The sequence below is a fragment of the Pseudoalteromonas sp. NFXS53 genome, assembly GCF_056629255.1.
Window position 1 is genome coordinate 111,161 of the sequence record NZ_JBWVBR010000005.1, and the last position, 18,663, is coordinate 129,823.

Consider the following 18,663-nt stretch of genomic DNA (forward strand, 5'->3'; position numbering starts at 1 on the left):
TTCTTGGTAACTAAAACCCCTAATAAAGAGTTTATTAATAATTAAAATGCAAAAAGTTAGTCAACTCTTAAAACAAAAAACGCGCCATTAGGCGCGCTCTCAATTATAAGTGAATTAATAAACTAAGGCGTCCAAAATACCGCCAAATCTATATTAGGGTGATTTAAAACTGCTCGTAAAGGCACATCATATTCTGAAACTTCAGCTTTCGCATTTTCGTACACCGCTTTTTTCTCATCACCAGAAATGAGTAAAACCACTTTACGAGAATCAGCAATACCGCTAAGCGTTAAGCTCATACGTTCAGTGATGCTTCCTGTCACTTCACTCTCGATAGCATTAATAGCACATACCTTATCAGTACTTTCTAGACCATTCTTTAAACCTTCAGCATGAGGGAATAATGAGGCTGTATGACCATCCGGTCCCATACCTAAAATAGTCACATCTGCTGTTTTTAATTCAGCATAGGCTTTTTCACATTCAGCTTGCCCTGCAACTGCAGTTTCTGCCGAGTTTTTCATTGTGACAAAGTTTGCTTTTGCCGCATGGTTTTGTAGAAGCGTTGATTTAATAAATGCTTCGTTAGACTTTTCATGGGTCGCATCAACCCAGCGCTCATCAACCATAGCAACTGATACTTTTTCCCATGGGAATTCTAAGTTTGCCAGATATTTATAAGCTGGTGCAGGCGATGAACCGCCTGAAACCATAAGTACGGCTTTACCATCTTGCTCAATACCTGACGATAATTGCTCTTTTAATAAAGTAGACAAGGCTTCTGTCATCTGCTCTTTTGAATCAAAAAAACGCTCTGTTAACTTAGCCATTATGCGCCCTCTCCTACGTTAAACCATTTATGGTTACACTCTTCTAATAGCTCATCTGCCGCTTCTGGTCCCCATGAGCCCGCACGGTATAATGAAGGTGTGCCCTTTTCTTGCCAACGAGCAATAATTGGGTCAATCCATTTCCATGCTCGACGTACTTCTTGTCTATGGATGAACAGTGATGGGTTATTTGCCGCAGCATCTAACATCAGGCGTTTGTATGCATCTGAGTGGAAACCATTTTCGTACTGATCGCTTAACTCAATATTTAACGTAACAGGCTGAAGTTGCATTTCGTGCTTGTCTAATTTTTTAGACATCAACGTCAGTTGAATGCTTTCTTCTGGTTGCAGACGAATAACAAGACGGTTTGGCTGTACTGGGCCTACATTATTGCCATATACATTGTGTGAAACAGGTTTATATTCAACTACGATTTCGGCACAACGTTGCTTCATGCGCTTACCCGTTCTTAGGTAGAAAGGTACGCCTGACCAGCGCCAGTTATCGATATGCGCACGGATAGCCACAAATGTTTCAGTTGTACTCGCGCCTTCTGCAAGCTCTTCTAGGTAACCTGGGACAATTTTTCCGCCTAACTCACCCGGTACATATTGGCCGCGTACAACGTTATTATCTACATCTTCACCGAGTAAAGGGCGAAGTGCTTCAAGTACTTTTAATTTCTCTGTACGAATACTCTTTGCATTTAACTTATGCGGAGATTCCATTGCTACTAAACAAAGTAGCTGCAACAGGTGGTTTTGAACCATATCACGCAAAGCACCTGCTTTGTCGTAGAACCCGGCACGAGATTCCAAACCAACTGTTTCAGAAATACTGATCTGAATATTATCAATGGTTTTGGCATCCCACAGGTTTTCGAATAATGCATTCGAGAAACGAAGTGCCATTAAGTTTTGTACTGTTTCTTTACCTAAGTAGTGATCAATGCGGAAGATCTGCTCTTCTTTGAAAAACTCCGCGATACGTGCGTTAATTTCTTCTGCAGACTTACCACAATAGCCAATAGGCTTTTCTACTACGACACGTGACGTTTCTGTGATAAGGCTCTTAGACGATAAAATTTCACAACATTGACCGTATACGGCTGGAGGAAGTGATAGGTAAAAAACACGAGACTTATCTTCTGCGTCTGAATTAAGAATCTTGTGTAATTCATCCCAGTTATCATCCGCTTCAGTCACGTTGATCACAACAGGGATCAGATAAGTTGAAAACGCTTGCCAATCTTTATCATTAAACTCGCCGTCAGATAAAAATGACTTAAGTGCCTGATGCGCCGTTTCAATGTATTCTTGTTGTTGTTCTTGACCACGAACGGTTGGCAAAATACGAGAGCCTTCAGGTAAGTTGCCTTCTTGATAAGCTCTATACATCGCTGGCAATAATTTACGAAGTGCTAAATCACCACCACCGCCAAAAATTACAATATCAAAAGGGTTAAGCATAATTTACTCTCTACATGGTTAGGCGCGACGTTTGGCTCTGGCGCGCTACATACTTGCTTGCTGGGTAGTTTACCAAGCAAGCTTGGTTTGCGGTATTGAATTCGTTTGCATTTTACGGGGGCTGGAATGATGAAAAAGATTAAAATGAGTCTTAGGGGCTCTGTAATTCCTCTCACAAAAATACAGGCCCTAAGAACTCCAGCGCTACCCGTTCAAAGGTATTGTTTTCACTTTGCGTGAAACCGGTGTGCCTCGGATGAGGCGAAATCCATTAACGATTTTGCTTGTAATAAGCAATTAATCCAGCTGTTGAGCTATCGTGTTGGTGCTCAACATTTTCTTGTGTTAATTCTTCTTCAATCGCTGATGCTAAACCTTTACCAAGTTCAACACCCCATTGATCAAAAGAACAAATCTCTAAAATAATGCCTTGGCAGAAAATTTTATGCTCATATAAAGCGATTAATCGACCTACCGCTTTGGCATCAACCACATCTAATATCATAGACGTTGTTGGGCGATTACCCTGATGAATTTTGTGTGCAATTAATTGCTCAATTTCTGCTTCAGATTTGCCTTTTGCAGTTAAATCTGCACGAACCTGCTCTGCATCAACACCCGCCATCATGGCTTCAGTTTGTGCGAAGAAGTTCGATAATAAAATATCGTGATGCTGGCCAACATTATGCTGAGGCTTCAATGACGCAATGAAATCAGCTGGTACAATTGTATTACCTTGGTGTAAGTACTGATAAAATGCGTGCTGACCATTAATACCTGTCATACCCCAAATAAGTGGGACAGTTGTATATGGCACTTGGCGACCATCAAATGATACATGCTTGCCATTACTCTCCATCTCACCCTGTTGTAAGTAAGCTGGAAGCATATGTAGCGCTTGATCATAAGGTAAAATTGCTTGCGCTGTATGGCCTAAAAAGCTGGCATTCCAAACACTTAAAAGCGCCATGATCAGCGGAATATTGTCTTCAAATTTAGCTGTTTTGAAGTGCTCGTCGATTTCGAAAGCGCCTTCCAACACAGCTTCAAACTGCTCGTAACCTAAATATAGTGCGATAGGTAAACCGATAGCACTCCAAAGAGAGAAGCGACCACCAACCCAATCCCACATGGTAAATACGTTTTCGTCTGCAATACCAAACGCGCGTGTTTTCTCAAGATTGGTACTTACGGCAACAAAGTGCTTTGCAATGTCAGCTTCTGCTGCATCAGACTCTAAGAACCACGCAACTGATGAACGTGCATTGGTCATGGTTTCAGACGTTGTAAACGTTTTCGAAGAAATCACAAATAACGTTGTCTCAGGGTTTAAGCCCGCAAGTGCTTGGTGTAACTGAACACCATCAACGTTCGAAACATAATGTACATTTAACGTGTCATCTGCGTAAGCTTTTAACGCTTCAGTTGCCATTTGTGGGCCTAAGTTAGAACCACCTACACCAATTGCAACCACATCTTTTACAGGCTTGCCTGTAAAGCCTAACCATTCACCTGAGCGCACTTTTTCAGTGAATGCTTTAATTTTTTCAAGTTCAGCGTTTACTAATGGCATGACATCTTCGCCATCTACTTCAACCACTGAATTCGAACGATTTCTTAGTGCTGTATGTAACACTGCTCTGTCTTCAGTGATGTTAATTTTCTCACCCGAAAACATTTTTTCGCGCCAAGCAGCAATATCGCATTGCTCGGCAAGTTTAATAAGTTGAGCAAATGTTGAATCGTCAATTAACTGTTTAGAGTAATCGAAAAGAATACCTGGGATCTGAGTAGAAAACTTATCAAAGCGTTTTTCATCGTTTGCAAATAACGACTTTAAATATTGTTGCTTCAAGCTTTCTGCTGATTTCTCAAGTGCTTGCCAGCTACTTAGTTCACTTCGGCAGTTCATAATTCATTCCTCTAAAACACGATTGTGCACATACTTAAAAATTGAAAACGGCACTAATTTTACTCGACAGAGTTAACCATAAGTTAAAATGACAACGCTGTCAATTAGCTAATTTCCAATTTTAGAATGTGGATAATACCTGATTATTTTTAAAATGACACCGGTATCAGTCAAATTTTTATTTCCAGATAGGATGCTATTTATTTCCTTTCCTGGTTAAAATAGTTAATCATCATTACCATTTAATGAAATAAGAGCCCGTTTCGCTCTCTCACGCTGAAGAATAATAAATTATGAAAGTGACTATTAATGACGTTGCCAAACTAGCTGGCGTGTCTATGAAGACAGTATCTCGCGTTATCAACAAAGAACCTTCTGTACGTAAAAAGACTTATGATCTCGTTATGGAAGCCGTCAAGGAATTGAACTATCAACCTAATATCGCAGCGCGAAATCTGGCAGGTACGTCTTCATTTGCGGTTGCGCTTGTTTATGATAACCCGAATGCTTATTACGTGATTGATATGCAAAATGGTGTACTTTCTCGTTGTAGAGATGAAGGATTTGAGTTGGTTATTCACCCTTGCAGTAGTACTGACGACCAAATGCAAGATGAGTTCAAAACTATGATCCAACGCTCTCGCCTTGCAGGCCTTGTGCTAACACCACCACTTTCAGAACAGCAAAATATCATCGAGATGCTTGATGAAATGAATATGCCGTATGTTCGCTTACTATCTGGTCGTGAAGAACAGAATGAAGGAAAAAATAACTGCATCTTAGTGAATGACTTCGCGGCAGCATACGAAATTACAGAGCACCTCATTAAACACGGCCACAAAAATATTGCATTCGTGTTAGGTGACAAAGAGCACAAATCAACAACAGAACGATTAGCGGGCTACCAACAAGCACTAGCCGATAACAATATCAGTTTTAATCAATCACTGATTTTTGAAGGTCACTACTCTTTCGAGTCGGGCGTCAACGGTGCAAAACACCTTTTGGCTGATAACAACAAGCTTGGTGTAACCGCTATTTTAGGCGGTAACGATGAAGTTGCCGCGGGGGCATTATTTGCTGCTCGTTTGATGAACATTGAAATTCCAGCGCAACTATCTATTTCTGGATTCGAAGATTCACCCTTCTCTCGCCAAACTTGGCCAAAACTAACCACCGCTCACCAAGCCAATAACGTGATCTCTGAACATGCGGCTCGTCTACTGTTTAGTAAAGCGCGCAGCAGCCGTAAGCAAGAAAAAGACATCATAACAAACTTTACACCGTCTATCGTGGTACGGGAAAGCACAGGTCCCGCGCCTGTATAAAAGTTACAAACATAAAAAAAGCGCCAACAGGCGCTTTTTTTATGTTTTAAAATATATTACTGCTTATAACTTGCAAAGAAACGCTGCATTTTGTCCATCGCAGGTATCAATTCATCTTTATGAGGCAAGAAAACCAAGCGGAAGTGATCAGGTTTATACCAATTAAAAGCTCGGCCATGCACAAGTAATATTTTTTCTTGCTTTAGAAGGTCCAGCATCATTTTTTCATCGTTAGTAACGTTAAATCTTTCTACATCAATTTTCGCAAAGGCGTAGAGCGCCCCTTTAGGTTTCACGCAGCTGATCCCATCAATGGCGTTAAGCCCTTCGTAGGCTATGTTTCTTTGCTCGTATAGACGGCCGCCGGGCTCGATTAAATTATCGATAGATTGTACACCGCCAAGGGCTTGCTGAATGGCAAATTGCGCTGGTACATTGGCACATAAACGCATCGAAGCCAGTATATCTAGACCGGTAATAAGGTCGCTCATCGCCTCTATATTACCGCTTAAGATCATCCAGCCCATTCTTAAGCCGGCAGCGCGGTACGTTTTCGCCAACCCATTGAAAGTAATAACAGGCAGGTCATCACATAATGCAGCAATAGAAAAGTGCTCTACCCCATCGTAAAGTATCTTTTCGTAAATCTCATCGCTCAAAATAAGTAAGTTATGCTCTCGCGCGACTTTAACCAACTCTTCTAATAATGCTTTGTCGTAAACTGCCCCTGTCGGGTTATTTGGGTTAATTAACACCAGCGCTTTAGTTTTATCTGTGATTTTAGCACGAATATCAGCAATGTCTGGGAACCAGTCTTGCTCTTCATCACACATGTAATGCACTGGCTTACCACCTGATAGCTTCACTGATGCAGTCCAAAGCGGATAATCAGGAGCTGGAATAAGTACTTCATCTCCCGAATTTAGCAGCGCTTGTGTGGTCATCTGTATAAGCTCGCTCACCCCATTACCAATGTAAATGTTATCTACACTAATGTGTGGTAATTCCTTTTGCTGATAATGTTGATAAACAGCGACTCGAGCAGAATAAAGCCCTTTTGAATCACAGTAGCCTTGTGCGGCATAAAGATTTCGAATAATGTCTCTGTGCATATCTTCTGGCATATCAAAACCAAAAGAGGCCGGATTACCTACATTTAGCTTTAGAACCTTGAGACCATCATCTTCCATCTGCTTTGCTTGTTGCAAAACAGGGCCGCGAATGTCATAACAAACGCCATGTAATTTATTGCTTTTAGTAATTTTTGACATATTTCCCCCCAATAGAGCCAGCATAGCCTAAAGCACACGGCAAAAACCAGAGGGAAATAAGATAAATGAAATGAATTTTATTCTAGCTGCAATTTTCTTCTAACCATTGTAATAATTGCGCTTTTGAGCCTGATACTTGAGCAGATAGACGCGCCATATTGTCGTCCATATCATCAAGGTCATCTTGTATTAGCCCTTGTTCAATCGCACGCGCTAAATTACTTAGGCTTGTTGCACCAAATTGCGCAGCATTTGACTTTAAACTATGGGCGTGACGAATGGCTTCTTGTTTATCGTTGTTTAGCGCCATTCTCAATTCATTTTCGAGTCTTTCAAACTCGCTACAACAAAACACCACCGTATCAGCAAATTGCTCTCCTAGCAGAGCTTGCATCCCGGCCAGCGCATCTTCATTGATTGTTACATTCATAACTGCTCTCTTTCGTTATATCTTTCAATAATGTAGTAAAATACCAGCATGTTGGCAAAAGATAATCTTCAATATGATAAAATCAGCTTAGGTTACGAGCTTGAAAACGAAAATGAAACGATCAAACTGTACAAAATGTCATTATCCTGTAACAACGTGTGTCTGCGATTATGTCACTAAGAAAGTAAAGAATCGCACCAAAATTGTCATTTTACAGCACCCCGATGAAGTAAATCTGGCTAAAAATACCGTTCGTCTTTTGCAGCTACAATTAAGCGATATACAAGTTGTTGTTGGCGAATCCGAAAGTGACTTCGCGTCAGTACTCAATGCTCTTCCTAAAGAGAGCACCGCACTTTTATATCCAGGCGAAGACACTATTGATGCTCATAGCTGCTCAGCACTTTCTCCTAAGCTCACGCATTTAGTGGTTATTGATGGTACTTGGAAGAAAACCAATAAAATCTTTGCTTTAAACCCTCACTTACACGCACTACAAAAAATCAGTTTTTCAGCTATACCTGAGAACCAATATCGTATCCGTAAAGCAGAGCAAAGCTACAGTCTCTCGACCTTAGAAGCGGTTGGGCACTTTATTAATATCGTTGACGGCTGTGATAATCAACCTTTGTTGCACCTACTTAACGGCATGATTGAACAACAAACCAAATTTATGCCCGAGCATGTTAAAGCAAGGTACTTTGAAGAATAACGATGGCAAGGCTAACGAGTGACTTTTACAGACAAGGACCAGATTATAGATTTGGAGACCAAATATTGTTTGAAGATATTAAACGTACCTTTGGCTTCAAAACAATCACGGTCGGCGCTTGGGTGACTAAAGAAGAGCGTTTTATTGCAGCTAACCTTATTTACGATAGCCTGGCTGATTTAACTCAAATACTGAACATTCCTCCTGAAGTAATTGGTCTTAGAAAAACGCTAAGTTTAAGTTTTGGCTCAGGAGGGCAAAAAGGTGTGCAGGCTCATTATGACAGCAATGGGAAAATACTCGCTTTAGCTAAAAACGCTGGCGCTGGGGCGCTGGCCCATGAATGGTGGCATGCATTTGATCATTACATCTGTAAATTCTTATATCCGAACAGTCAATATTTTGATTTTGCCTCAGTGAAGTGGCTTACTGAAAGCGCTTATCACCCCCACCCACTGAATGAAGAACTCTCAAACTTTTATAAACACTGCTTTTTAGATGAAACGGGGAAACAAGAAAGTACCTTCTTCATAAAGTCGATTACGCTCGATAAAACCTATCAACAAAATTATTTTAGCCGTCCGCAAGAAATGACAGCCCGCGCGTTTGAATCCTGCATCGGCCACCATACTGAAATTAAAAACCACTACTTAGTGTCTGGCGTCAAAAAAAGTAAGCTCGCCCAACAAGGAGGTTTTCCTGATAAAACACTTAGAGGGCAGTTAGAAACTAGTATTTATCGTTATTTCAACGCACTAGGAGCTGCTTTACATCGATAGCCAAATTAGCTTGGCTCAACCACAGCATATAATCTTCAAACTTGATGGGTTTTGAAATAAAGTAACCTTGGGCTATGTCACAGCCATAATGCATCAGCTTATTGTAACTTGCTAAGTTCTCGACCCCTTCTGCAACCACCATCGACCCTAAGCTCTTTGCCATATCACAAGTCGTCTTACAGATTGTTTGATTTTTACTGGAAGTTTCAATATCCATGACAAACTGCTTATCAACTTTTAGTTCATCAAAGCCAAGTTCACTTAAATAAGCGAGTGAAGAGTAACCCGTGCCGTAATCATCAATCGCAATTTTCACCCCTAAATGACGATAGTCTTCAATGGTTTCTTTTAGTTTGCCTTTACCGGCAATCGCAACAGATTCTGTGATTTCCAAAATAATTTGCGAGGGGTCTAATGAAAGCTCGTTTAGCTGAGTAATCAGTTGCACTATCAACTCTTTTCTCGATAAGTCTTTACCTGAAATATTCAAAGAAAGCATGTGGTTCGGATATAGCTCAACAATTTCTTTCTGATAACTTAACCCCTGTGTAATAACCCACTCAGTTAAGACATTTATTTGCCCTGAAGCTTCAGCTATGGGTATAAACTCATCGGGCGCAACAAACCCTAGATCCGGATGATGCCAGCGTAACAAACCCTCAGCACCATATACTTGCCCGGTGCAAAGCAATACTTGTGGCTGTAAGAACAGTGACAACTCATTGTTTTGTATCGCATGCTGAAGTGATGCCGATAGCTTTAATCTCCTTTCAGCCATAGCCGCTATACTTGGATCATAAATATGCCAGTTGACCCCAAATGAATGGTTATCAGCCAAAGCCAATAAACTTCTTTGCACTAAGAGTTCACCATTAATTGCATGGGTGGGGTAATGTGCAACCCCGACTTTGATTTGATCTGAAAGTTGAAACCCTTTGTGCTCAACCCCTTCTTCAAACACACCCGCAATAACGCAAACATATTGCTCGATTTGATTCAGTGAGAGATCACCAATCAACACGAGTGCAAAAGTGCCATCAGAGAGCTTATAAATTTGATGTGATTGTTGGTCGCTTTCACTTTCAAGGTAAGGGTTAATTTGTGACTTAAGCTCTTTAAACAAAACCCTTAAACGCTTACTTGCATACTCCACACCGAAGCTTAACTTAATTTGATCCGACATCATGGGTCTAAATGCTAAAACTGTGTGGTTCTTCTTATTTGCGACTAAAGTATCTAGAAATTGCTGAAGCGCTTGACGATTTGCCAAGCCTGTATCTTTATCATGTAAGCTATAAAATAAAAATGAATCCTGCTTTTTCTTATCAAGTAAATAAATGGCGACGCAAATAAGAATAACATGAACAAAAACCAACACTCTGACAGGCCAAACCAAATCGCTTTGAGCAATAGTGCCAGATTCAAGACCTAATCGGCCTATTTCAATGAGTAATGCCGGAAACCAAGCGATAAACATTAGCTTTATCAGAGGTCGCTGACTTACAAATGCAAAGTAATAAATCGTCAGCATACAGGTTATCAAAGCGGTAAAGCTCACGACTTGTGCAGCTGTTGATATAGATGATTGAAAAATTAAAACAAAACAGGCTGCCGCTAATAGAAACCGCGCTGTCGTCTGAACCACTCTGTAGGCTTTCTTATAATGCTGCTTCAATGCAAAAAACTTAGCATTAAACATTATGCAGGCAGCAGCACTAAAAAATAACCAAGAAGCAGTTAAAGATGACACATAATCGGCAGCTAAGTCAGGGAGATAAAAATAAATAACCCCAGTGATCACACTATATTGCAAAGCAATAAAAGTGAAATAGCCACCTAAATATGCAAGGTACTTATATTTGCTCGTTGCAGCCATTAAAAACATGAATAAGCCGACAAAATAAAGTAAGCCAAGTTCGGTACCATACCAAAACTGACGTGTTTGTTTTAAATTATCAAACTCTTCTGCAGTAGATAGCTTTACACTAAGCTGTTTGTTATCTGGATTATCCGCTTCGATGTAAATGGCTACATCGTTATGTTGCGAAGTTAGCCTTATATGCGGAAAAATCTTATATACGGGTGCGCTATTGTTAAGACGAGAGAAAACAGATTTACTGATTAACTTTCCGGATTGAACCCAATAGAAAGACAGCTGACCTTTCTGTAATTGGTCTGTATGAAGCACCCAATGAAAACTGTCAGGAAAAGACATTAAACTAGGCTCTATCTTGAACCAATGTTTTTGTCCTGAAGTGATAGACAAAGTGTTCGTACTTTGAACAACAAAGCGAGCGTCGTCTTGAAGAACGTCTAAAATAGAAACTTGTGTGTTGGGCACATCTTCAAGATAGAAGACATCAAATTCCTTTGCACTTACTTGTGAAAAAACAAGTAGCAAAATGATTGCTGAAAACCTCAAAGCCCAAATCGACATACCATCTCCTTGAATTTAAGCTCGCCGCTTAAACAGTAAGTATGTCGATTTTTTAGGGAACTTCCAGGTTAAAAATGTAAATAAATTTAATCTTTAATACTGATTTAATTATTACAATTATCGTCACTGATGCGACTAGCCACCGCACTATTCTGGCCCTTATATTTCGCATCTTTACGCGCGTTATAAGGCTGTTCAGCTGGGCTTGTCATAGTTTCAAAACTGAGCGCACCAATTTTCATTTTTGGACGTAGTGCTAACGGTAACTTTCCTGAGTTGTAAAACTCTAAAACAATATTGCCAGACCAGCCTGGATCAATTCGATGTGCAGTCACATGCACCATGAGCCCTAAACGAGCTAAAGAAGAGCGACCATCTAACCAACCAACTAAATCCGCAGGTAAAGTCACTGACTCATAAGTCATCGCTAAAGCCAGTTGACCCGGGTGTAAAAAGAACTGCTCATTTTCGCCCAACTCAATTTCATCACTCATGATTGATTCCATGGCATCGTTTAGTTTGTCTTTTGGACCACTCAAATCAATATATGGCGCACCATGATCTTGGAATACACGAAACTTATTACCTAAACGTAAATCAAGGGTGATCCCAGAGATCATTTCATCACTTGGTGCAGGCTCAATAATAATTTTTTGATCTGCAATGGCTTGTTTAATATGGGTATCAGATAATCTCATTTCTTAGTCGTCCGTCATCACAATCTCAACCTGTGAGTCTGTGCTTGATTGGTAATGCAGCATGCTTGCGATAAGTTGACTGCATGCTGTGTAATGTTCTGTTGCCTTAATAGGCTGTTTTGCAATATTAAGACCTTGCTCAGAGTGGGTTCTTATCTCAATATCTAAAGGAATTTCGGCCAATAATGGTACACCATGACGGCTAGCCAATCGCTCACCCCCTTGCTGACCAAATACATGATTTTTGCCACCACAATGGCCACAAATGTAGTGGCTCATATTTTCAATCAGACCCAGAATAGGCAAGTTCACTTGATTGAACATCGCGATGCCCTTTTGTGCATCGGCAAGGGCTAAATCTTGTGGTGTAGTAATAATCACCGCACCACTGGCTGGCACTTTTTGCGTCATTGTGAGCTGTATGTCACCTGTACCAGGCGGCATATCAACAAATAAATAATCCAGCTCGCCCCAATCTGTTTCATTCAATAATTGGTTAAGTGCTTGAGAAGCCATAGGGCCTCGCCATACAGTGGCATCTTCTGCAGGTACTAAAAAACCAATAGACTGCATTTTAATGCCGTCTTTAACAATGGGTTGCAGCGTTTTATTATCTTTTGTTGTTGGCTTTTCGTCTTCTAAACCAAATAGAGACGGAATAGACGGGCCATAGATATCAGCATCCAAAATACCGACCTTGGCACCTTGTGCTGCCATCGCATAAGCCAAGTTCACCGCAGAGGTCGACTTACCTACCCCACCTTTACCCGATGCAACTAATATAATGTGCTTTATTTGTTTGAATTTATCTTTTGCAGTTAATGAAATTTCAACACTTAGACTAATTTTTGTCTGTGTTTTCTCAAGCAGTTCAGCTTCAATGTCTAGTAACGCATTTTTTGCTGCAAAGGGTAAATTAAGGTGCACCTCAAAACCGTCATCAACTTTATCGACTTTTTCTACCCAGTCATTGGCAATACCAAAAGGAAATACCGCACTTTTATACTGAGATAATGCGGTCAAAATCGCCGTTTTTTCGGGGTTAAGTTTGCCAAACAGTTTATTAAGTCCAAACATAAAAATAAAACGTGCTCGAATGATGAAAAAGACCTCGGAATTATGTAACATTCAACCCATTAACACCAGTCAATTCAGCTAAGCTAAGGCTTTAATGTTCCTTATTTTGGCTCAAATTAGTGGTTTGTTTAATAGTTAAGCAACATCACTTAAATTTCATGGAACCGTTTATGAGCAAGAGAAAAATTCTCATCACTAGTGCTTTACCTTATGCCAATGGTCCAACTCACCTTGGTCATATGCTTGAGTACATTCAAACTGATATTTGGTCACGTTTTCAAAAATTACGTGGTCATGAAACTTATTACGTCTGTGCTGATGACGCGCACGGCACACCAATTATGCTGAATGCACAAAAGCAAGGCATTACACCTGAAGAAATGGTGAAAAACGTGAGTATTGAACGTCAACGTGATTTCGCAGATTTCAGTGTTGAGTTTGATAACTATCACAGCACACACAGTGAAGAGAACAAAGAACTAAGCGCATTGATCTACAATCGTTTGAACGATAAAGGTCATATCAAGAAGCGTACAATTTCTCAGCTATTTGACCCAGAAAAAGAGATTTTCTTACCTGACCGCTTCGTAACAGGTACTTGCCCTACGTGCGGCGCTGAAGATCAAAACGGTGACAGCTGTGATGCTTGTGGCGCAACTTATAGCCCAACTGAGCTAAAAGATCCGCGTTCTGCGATGTCTGGTGCAATTCCAGTATTAAAAGATTCTGAACACTACTTCTTCGACCTACCAGCTTTTGAAGACATGCTAAAAGAGTGGCTACACTCCGGTAGTCTGCAAGCTGAAATGGCAAACAAACTAGAAGAATGGTTTGCTGAAGGTTTGCAGCAATGGGATATCAGCCGCGACGCACCTTACTTTGGTTTTGAAATTCCAGGTGCTCCGGGTAAATACTTTTACGTATGGCTAGATGCACCGATTGGTTACATGGCAAGCTTCAAAAACCTATGTGACAAATCAGGCTTAGACTTCGATGCATTCTGGGGCGAAGGTTCTGATGCAGAGCTTTATCATTTCATCGGTAAAGACATCATTTACTTCCACAGTCTGTTCTGGCCTGCAATGTTAGATGGCGCGAGCTTCCGCAAGCCAACTAATGTTTTCGCACATGGCTTTGTAACCGTAAACGGTGCAAAAATGTCTAAATCTAAGGGCACCTTCATTAAGGCGCGTACTTATTTAGACCACTTGAACCCTGAATACCTACGTTACTACTTTGCAGCTAAGCTAAACAGTGGCATCACAGACTTAGATTTAAACCTAGAAGACTTCGCACAACGTGTGAACTCTGACTTAGTTGGTAAAGTAGTTAACATCGCATCTCGTTGTGCAGGCTTTATTACGAAGAAATTTGACGGTAAGTTAAGTAACGTGATCATGGAGCCTGAGCTATTAGCTGAGTTCCAAAATGCCTCAGACACAATTGCTGAGCATTATGAAAATCGTGAATATAGCCGAGCGATCCGTGAGATCATGACCCTTGCTGACAAAGCAAACCAGTTCATTGACGCACAAGCACCTTGGGTACTGATCAAAAACGAAGACACACAAGAACAAGCACACCAAGTATGCTCTCTTGGTTTGAACTTATTCAAAGTGCTTATAACTTACTTGAAACCAGTACTTCCTGTTATGGCTGCTAACGTTGAGTCTTTCCTAAATACAGAATTAACTTGGGAAAGTGCACAAACGCCATTAGTTGGCCATGAGATCAGCAAATTCAAAGCACTAATGCAACGTGTTGAAATGGATAAAGTTAACAAAATGGTTGAAGAGTCAAAAGAAAGCCTAGAAGCGGCGAACAAACCAAAGATTGACCCAAATAGTCCGCTTGCGAAAGAGCCTATTGCTGATGAAATCGAATTTAACGATTTTGCTAAGGTTGATTTACGTGTTGCGAAAATCGCTAAAGCTGAACATGTAGAAGGCGCTGATAAGCTACTTAAACTCACGTTAGATTTAGGCGGTGAAACGCGCCAAGTATTTGCGGGTATTAAGTCAGCTTACGCACCGGAAGACATCGAAGGCAAACTAACGGTTATGGTCGCTAATCTTAAGCCTCGTAAAATGCGTTTCGGTATGTCAGAAGGCATGGTACTAGCAGCAGGCCCAGGTGGTAAAGAAATTTACATTCTGAACCCTGATGAAGGTTCAGAGCCAGGTATGCGTGTCATGTAATTAACAATTACACGTCAAAAGCCCGCTACTTTGCGGGCTTTTTTGTGTCTAAAAATACCAAATACATCACCCATAAAAAAGCCCAGTCAATTGACTGGGCTGTATCCTTGGTAACACTTAAAACTGTTAAGTATTAGCCTTTATACTTTTGCATCACAAGTGTTGCGTTAGTACCGCCAAAGCCGAAGCTGTTCGACATTACCGTATTTAGCTCAACGTCGCGACGCTCAGTTACAATGTCTAAACCTTGTGCTTGCTCGTCTAGCTCTTCAACGTTGATTGAAGGTGCTACGAAGTTGTTTTCAAGCATAAGTAGTGAGAAGATAGCTTCGTGAACACCTGCAGCACCAAGTGCGTGACCAGTCATTGCTTTAGTTGCACTAATCGCAGGAGATTTCTCACCGAATAGCTCTTGAATTGCACCTAGCTCTTTCACGTCACCGACTGGTGTAGAAGTACCGTGTGTGTTTAGGTAATCAATATCACCTTCAACGTCAGCCATTGCTTGCTTCATACAACGAACCGCGCCTTCACCAGATGGTGCAACCATGTCGTAACCATCAGAAGTTGCACCGTAACCTACGATTTCAGCATAGATGTGTGCGCCACGAGCAAGTGCGTGCTCTAGTTCTTCAACGACAACGATACCGCCACCACCAGAGATTACGAAACCGTCACGGTTTGCATCATACGTACGAGATGCCTTTTCAGGTGTTTCATTATATTTAGTTGAAAGCGCACCCATTGCGTCGAATTCCATTGCCAGTGTCCAGTGAAGTTCTTCACCACCACCTGCAAAGATAACGTCTTGCTTACCAAGTTGAATTTGCTCTACCGCATTACCGATACAGTGCGCTGATGTTGCACATGCAGAGCTGATTGAGTAGTTAACGCCTTTAATTTTGAAAGGCGTTGCAAGACACGCTGACGCTGTTGATGCCATAGTACGAGGAACCATGTAAGGACCTACGCGCTTAACACCTTTTTCACGAAGAATGTCAGCCGCTTCTACTTGATATTTAGAAGAACCACCACCTGAACCAACGATTAAACCAGTACGTTCGTTAGACACTTGCTCTTCAGATAGACCTGAATCTTCAATCGCTTGTGCCATTGAGATATAAGAGAATGCAGCAGCATCACCCATAAAGCGGTGTGCTTTACGGTCTACGTGTGCTTTAACGTCGATGTCGATGTTACCTGAAACATTACTACGAAGATTGTAGTCAGCGAATTCTTGATTGAAAACGATGCCACTTTTACCAGCTTTTAAAGATTCTAATACTTCGTTCTTGTCGTTGCCGATGCTCGATATAATACCGATACCTGTAATAACGGCTCTTCTCATGGGTGATTCCCTTAATTTTATTTCTAAATTCTGTGTATTCTACTTTGAATTGCGACCTTAAGTGGTCAGCTTTCCAGCTTACACACGTACTCTGAATTGTTTTTTACTAAATTTCAACGGACGAAAACAATTAAAACACGTAGAATACTGCATTAATACGATCCTTACTGCATTAATCATGATCAAAAACGCACAAATTCACTTTAATGAGTCTGGCACACCGGTCGCCGACGACTTCGATGATGTTTATTTCTCCAACGATGACGGTCTTGCTGAATCTCACTATGTTTTCTACGACAATAACAACATTTCAGCGCGTTTAGTCTCACACGACCAAAAACACTTTGTGATCGCAGAAACCGGGTTTGGTACAGGCCTTAATTTTTTAAATACTTGGCAGCAATGGCGTCAAATCGAAGGTAACAAAGCGAAATTACATTTTATTTCTTTTGAAAAGTTTCCAATAAAACAGTCGGAACTTGCAAAAGCGTTAGCAGCTTGGCCAAGCCTAACATCTTTATCAGAGCAACTTTGTAAGCATTACCCGATCGCACTTGAGGGTTGCCACCGCATTGAGTTCGACAATGGCCGTGTAGTCCTTGATTTATGGTTTGGTGATGTGCACGACACCTTACCTAAAATGAATTTTACACAACAAGGTATTGTGGACGCTTGGTACCTAGATGGCTTTGCACCAAGTAAAAATCCAGATATGTGGACGCAACCGCTGTTTAACGCCATGGCGAATTTAAGCCGAGACAATGCAACATTTGCGACATTTACTGCCGCAGGTTTTGTTCGTCGTGGCTTACAAGAAGCAGGATTCGAATGTAAAAAAGTAAAAGGCTTTGGTCGCAAACGTGAGATGGTTGTTGGTCAGTTAAATACCTCTAACAGCACTCACAATACACCTGAGTTTTACAACTTAAACAAAAGGCCTCTCAATAACGTTGCCATCATTGGTGGGGGCGTTGGCTCTAGCTGTTTACTATATCATTTAGCTAAGCGTGGGATTAGCGCTACTTTATTTTGCCAAGATGATGCACTTGCAAAAGGCGCCTCACATAATCGACAAGGCGCGGTTTACCCGAATCTACAATCTGAAAATAGCCCATCAAGCGAGTTCTATGCCCATAGCTATTTATATGCGTTAAGGCTATACAGAGATATTGCCGCGCAAGGTTTTGAATATGACCATGAATGGTGCGGCGTTTTACTCCAAGCGGTAAATGACAGCAAAACACTGCAACACAAAAAGTTAACAGAAAAAGCGGTATGGCCTGAGGCACTGATTTATTCTGTGAATGAATCACAAGCCAGTATACTTGCTGGTACTGAATTACCCTACTCCGGTTTGTTCTTTCCTGAAGCTGGCTGGGTAAACCCAGCACAGTTAACACATGCTGTATTTAACGCTGCTAATACATTGCAAAATGTGCAAACACATTTCAATACAGATATTCAAACCTTAGAGCAAAACGAAGATGAGTGGTACTTAGTTAGTGAAGACAATAGATTTGGGCCATTCTCGGATGTATTTGTTTGCGCTGGTGAACACAGTGACAGGTTCGAGCAAACAAAAGACATCGGCTTACACGGTGTCAGAGGCCAAGTCTCACATATTAGGTCTGGAGAAGTATCTGATAAATTAAAAACCGTACTGTGTCATAAAGGTTATTTTACGCCAAGTCATGATGGCCATCATTGTATGGGTGCCACCTTTGATAAACACACCAAAAGTCGTGAATTGAAAGACGAAGACAATGTCACCAATAAAGCACAGTTAATGAAGTTTTATGAACAGAGTGACTTCGCACAAAGTCTTGGTGACATTACTTCAGCGAAAGCTGCAGTAAGGTGCTGTTTCAACGACCACTTACCTATGCTCGGCCAAGTACCTGAGAAAGCAGATTTATGTCATGCCTATGCAAACTTAAGCAAAGGTAAGCAGTATGATTTCTCTGAAGAACAAGTACCTTATGCGGGGCTGCATATCGTTACAGGTTTTGGGGCAAGAGGCCTCTGCAGTGCGCCATTGGCAACAGAGCACTTGATTGCCAAACTATGTAATGAACCAAGCCCTTATAGTTTAAGAGTCAATGAGGCCATTCACCCAAACCGCTTTATTGTCAGAGATCTTATTCGTAATAAGATTTAGCCATTAAAATACA

General features: G+C 41.0%; 14 protein-coding genes. 5 read left to right on the forward strand and 9 right to left on the reverse strand.

Annotation, left to right across the window (positions count from 1 at the left end):
* Positions 1 to 122: 122 nt before the first annotated feature.
* The 3 genes from pgl to pgi all read right to left on the reverse strand — a co-directional run bounded on the left by pgl (position 123) and on the right by pgi (position 4,214).
* Positions 123 to 830, reverse strand: coding sequence for a 6-phosphogluconolactonase (gene pgl / locus AC1HJP_RS07755; protein ID WP_480361314.1), 708 nt, complete (start codon positions 828 to 830; stop codon positions 123 to 125).
* Entirely contained in the window at positions 830 to 2,302 is a 1,473-nt protein-coding gene (zwf, locus tag AC1HJP_RS07760) for a glucose-6-phosphate dehydrogenase (protein WP_480361315.1), read from the reverse strand. The genes pgl and zwf overlap by 1 nt, the downstream gene beginning before the upstream one ends.
* 271 nt (positions 2,303 to 2,573) lie before the next feature.
* Positions 2,574 to 4,214 carry a glucose-6-phosphate isomerase gene (gene pgi / locus AC1HJP_RS07765; protein WP_480361316.1) on the reverse strand — a complete coding sequence of 547 codons (1,641 nt, stop codon included), beginning with the start codon at positions 4,212 to 4,214 and terminating at the stop codon, positions 2,574 to 2,576.
* A gap of 293 nt (positions 4,215 to 4,507) precedes the next feature.
* On the opposite strand from pgi, the gene AC1HJP_RS07770 reads away from it, so the two are divergent.
* Entirely contained in the window at positions 4,508 to 5,542 is a 1,035-nt protein-coding gene (locus AC1HJP_RS07770) for a LacI family DNA-binding transcriptional regulator (RefSeq protein WP_480361317.1), read from the forward strand.
* A 56-nt stretch (positions 5,543 to 5,598) separates the two neighbouring features.
* Here AC1HJP_RS07770 and AC1HJP_RS07775 read toward each other — a convergent pair whose 3' ends face one another.
* The gene (locus AC1HJP_RS07775) at positions 5,599 to 6,813 is read right to left on the reverse strand and encodes a pyridoxal phosphate-dependent aminotransferase (RefSeq protein ID WP_480361318.1); all 1,215 of its coding nucleotides are present in this window, start codon (positions 6,811 to 6,813) and stop codon (positions 5,599 to 5,601) included.
* Between the two features lie 82 nt (positions 6,814 to 6,895).
* Positions 6,896 to 7,243, reverse strand: a complete 348-nt coding sequence (locus tag AC1HJP_RS07780) for an Hpt domain-containing protein (protein WP_480361319.1) — start codon at positions 7,241 to 7,243, stop codon at positions 6,896 to 6,898.
* A gap of 112 nt (positions 7,244 to 7,355) precedes the next feature.
* Between AC1HJP_RS07780 and AC1HJP_RS07785 the strand changes: the two genes are divergently transcribed.
* Both AC1HJP_RS07785 and AC1HJP_RS07790 read left to right on the forward strand, forming a co-directional pair.
* Positions 7,356 to 7,955 (forward strand): tRNA-uridine aminocarboxypropyltransferase, encoded by a 600-nt coding sequence (locus AC1HJP_RS07785; protein ID WP_480361320.1) that lies wholly within the window; start codon positions 7,356 to 7,358, stop codon positions 7,953 to 7,955.
* A 2-nt stretch (positions 7,956 to 7,957) separates the two neighbouring features.
* Positions 7,958 to 8,734: a CLCA_X family protein gene (locus tag AC1HJP_RS07790; RefSeq protein WP_480361321.1), complete on the forward strand. Its 777-nt coding sequence runs from the start codon at positions 7,958 to 7,960 to the stop codon at positions 8,732 to 8,734.
* Here AC1HJP_RS07790 and AC1HJP_RS07795 read toward each other — a convergent pair.
* From AC1HJP_RS07795 to apbC, 3 genes are all read right to left on the reverse strand, one after another.
* Positions 8,703 to 11,171 (reverse strand): EAL domain-containing protein, encoded by a 2,469-nt coding sequence (locus AC1HJP_RS07795; RefSeq protein WP_480361322.1) that lies wholly within the window; start codon positions 11,169 to 11,171, stop codon positions 8,703 to 8,705. The two genes, AC1HJP_RS07790 and AC1HJP_RS07795, sit on opposite strands and share 32 nt — an antisense overlap.
* A gap of 104 nt (positions 11,172 to 11,275) precedes the next feature.
* Complete coding sequence (dcd, locus tag AC1HJP_RS07800) at positions 11,276 to 11,869, reverse strand: dCTP deaminase (RefSeq protein WP_480361323.1); 594 nt, start codon at positions 11,867 to 11,869, stop codon at positions 11,276 to 11,278.
* A gap of 3 nt (positions 11,870 to 11,872) precedes the next feature.
* Entirely contained in the window at positions 11,873 to 12,946 is a 1,074-nt protein-coding gene (apbC, locus tag AC1HJP_RS07805; RefSeq protein WP_480361399.1) for an iron-sulfur cluster carrier protein ApbC, read from the reverse strand.
* Between the two features lie 170 nt (positions 12,947 to 13,116).
* On the opposite strand from apbC, the gene metG reads away from it, so the two are divergent.
* Complete coding sequence (gene metG, locus AC1HJP_RS07810; protein ID WP_480361324.1) at positions 13,117 to 15,144, forward strand: methionine--tRNA ligase; 2,028 nt, start codon at positions 13,117 to 13,119, stop codon at positions 15,142 to 15,144.
* A 133-nt stretch (positions 15,145 to 15,277) separates the two neighbouring features.
* On the opposite strand, the gene fabB is transcribed toward metG, so the two are convergent.
* Positions 15,278 to 16,492, reverse strand: a complete 1,215-nt coding sequence (gene fabB / locus AC1HJP_RS07815) for a beta-ketoacyl-ACP synthase I (RefSeq protein ID WP_480361325.1) — start codon at positions 16,490 to 16,492, stop codon at positions 15,278 to 15,280.
* Between the two features lie 178 nt (positions 16,493 to 16,670).
* On the opposite strand from fabB, the gene mnmC reads away from it, so the two are divergent.
* Positions 16,671 to 18,650, forward strand: coding sequence for a bifunctional tRNA (5-methylaminomethyl-2-thiouridine)(34)-methyltransferase MnmC2/FAD-dependent 5-carboxymethylaminomethyl-2-thiouridine(34) oxidoreductase MnmC1 (gene mnmC / locus AC1HJP_RS07820; protein ID WP_480361326.1), 1,980 nt, complete (start codon positions 16,671 to 16,673; stop codon positions 18,648 to 18,650).
* Positions 18,651 to 18,663 lie beyond the last annotated feature (13 nt).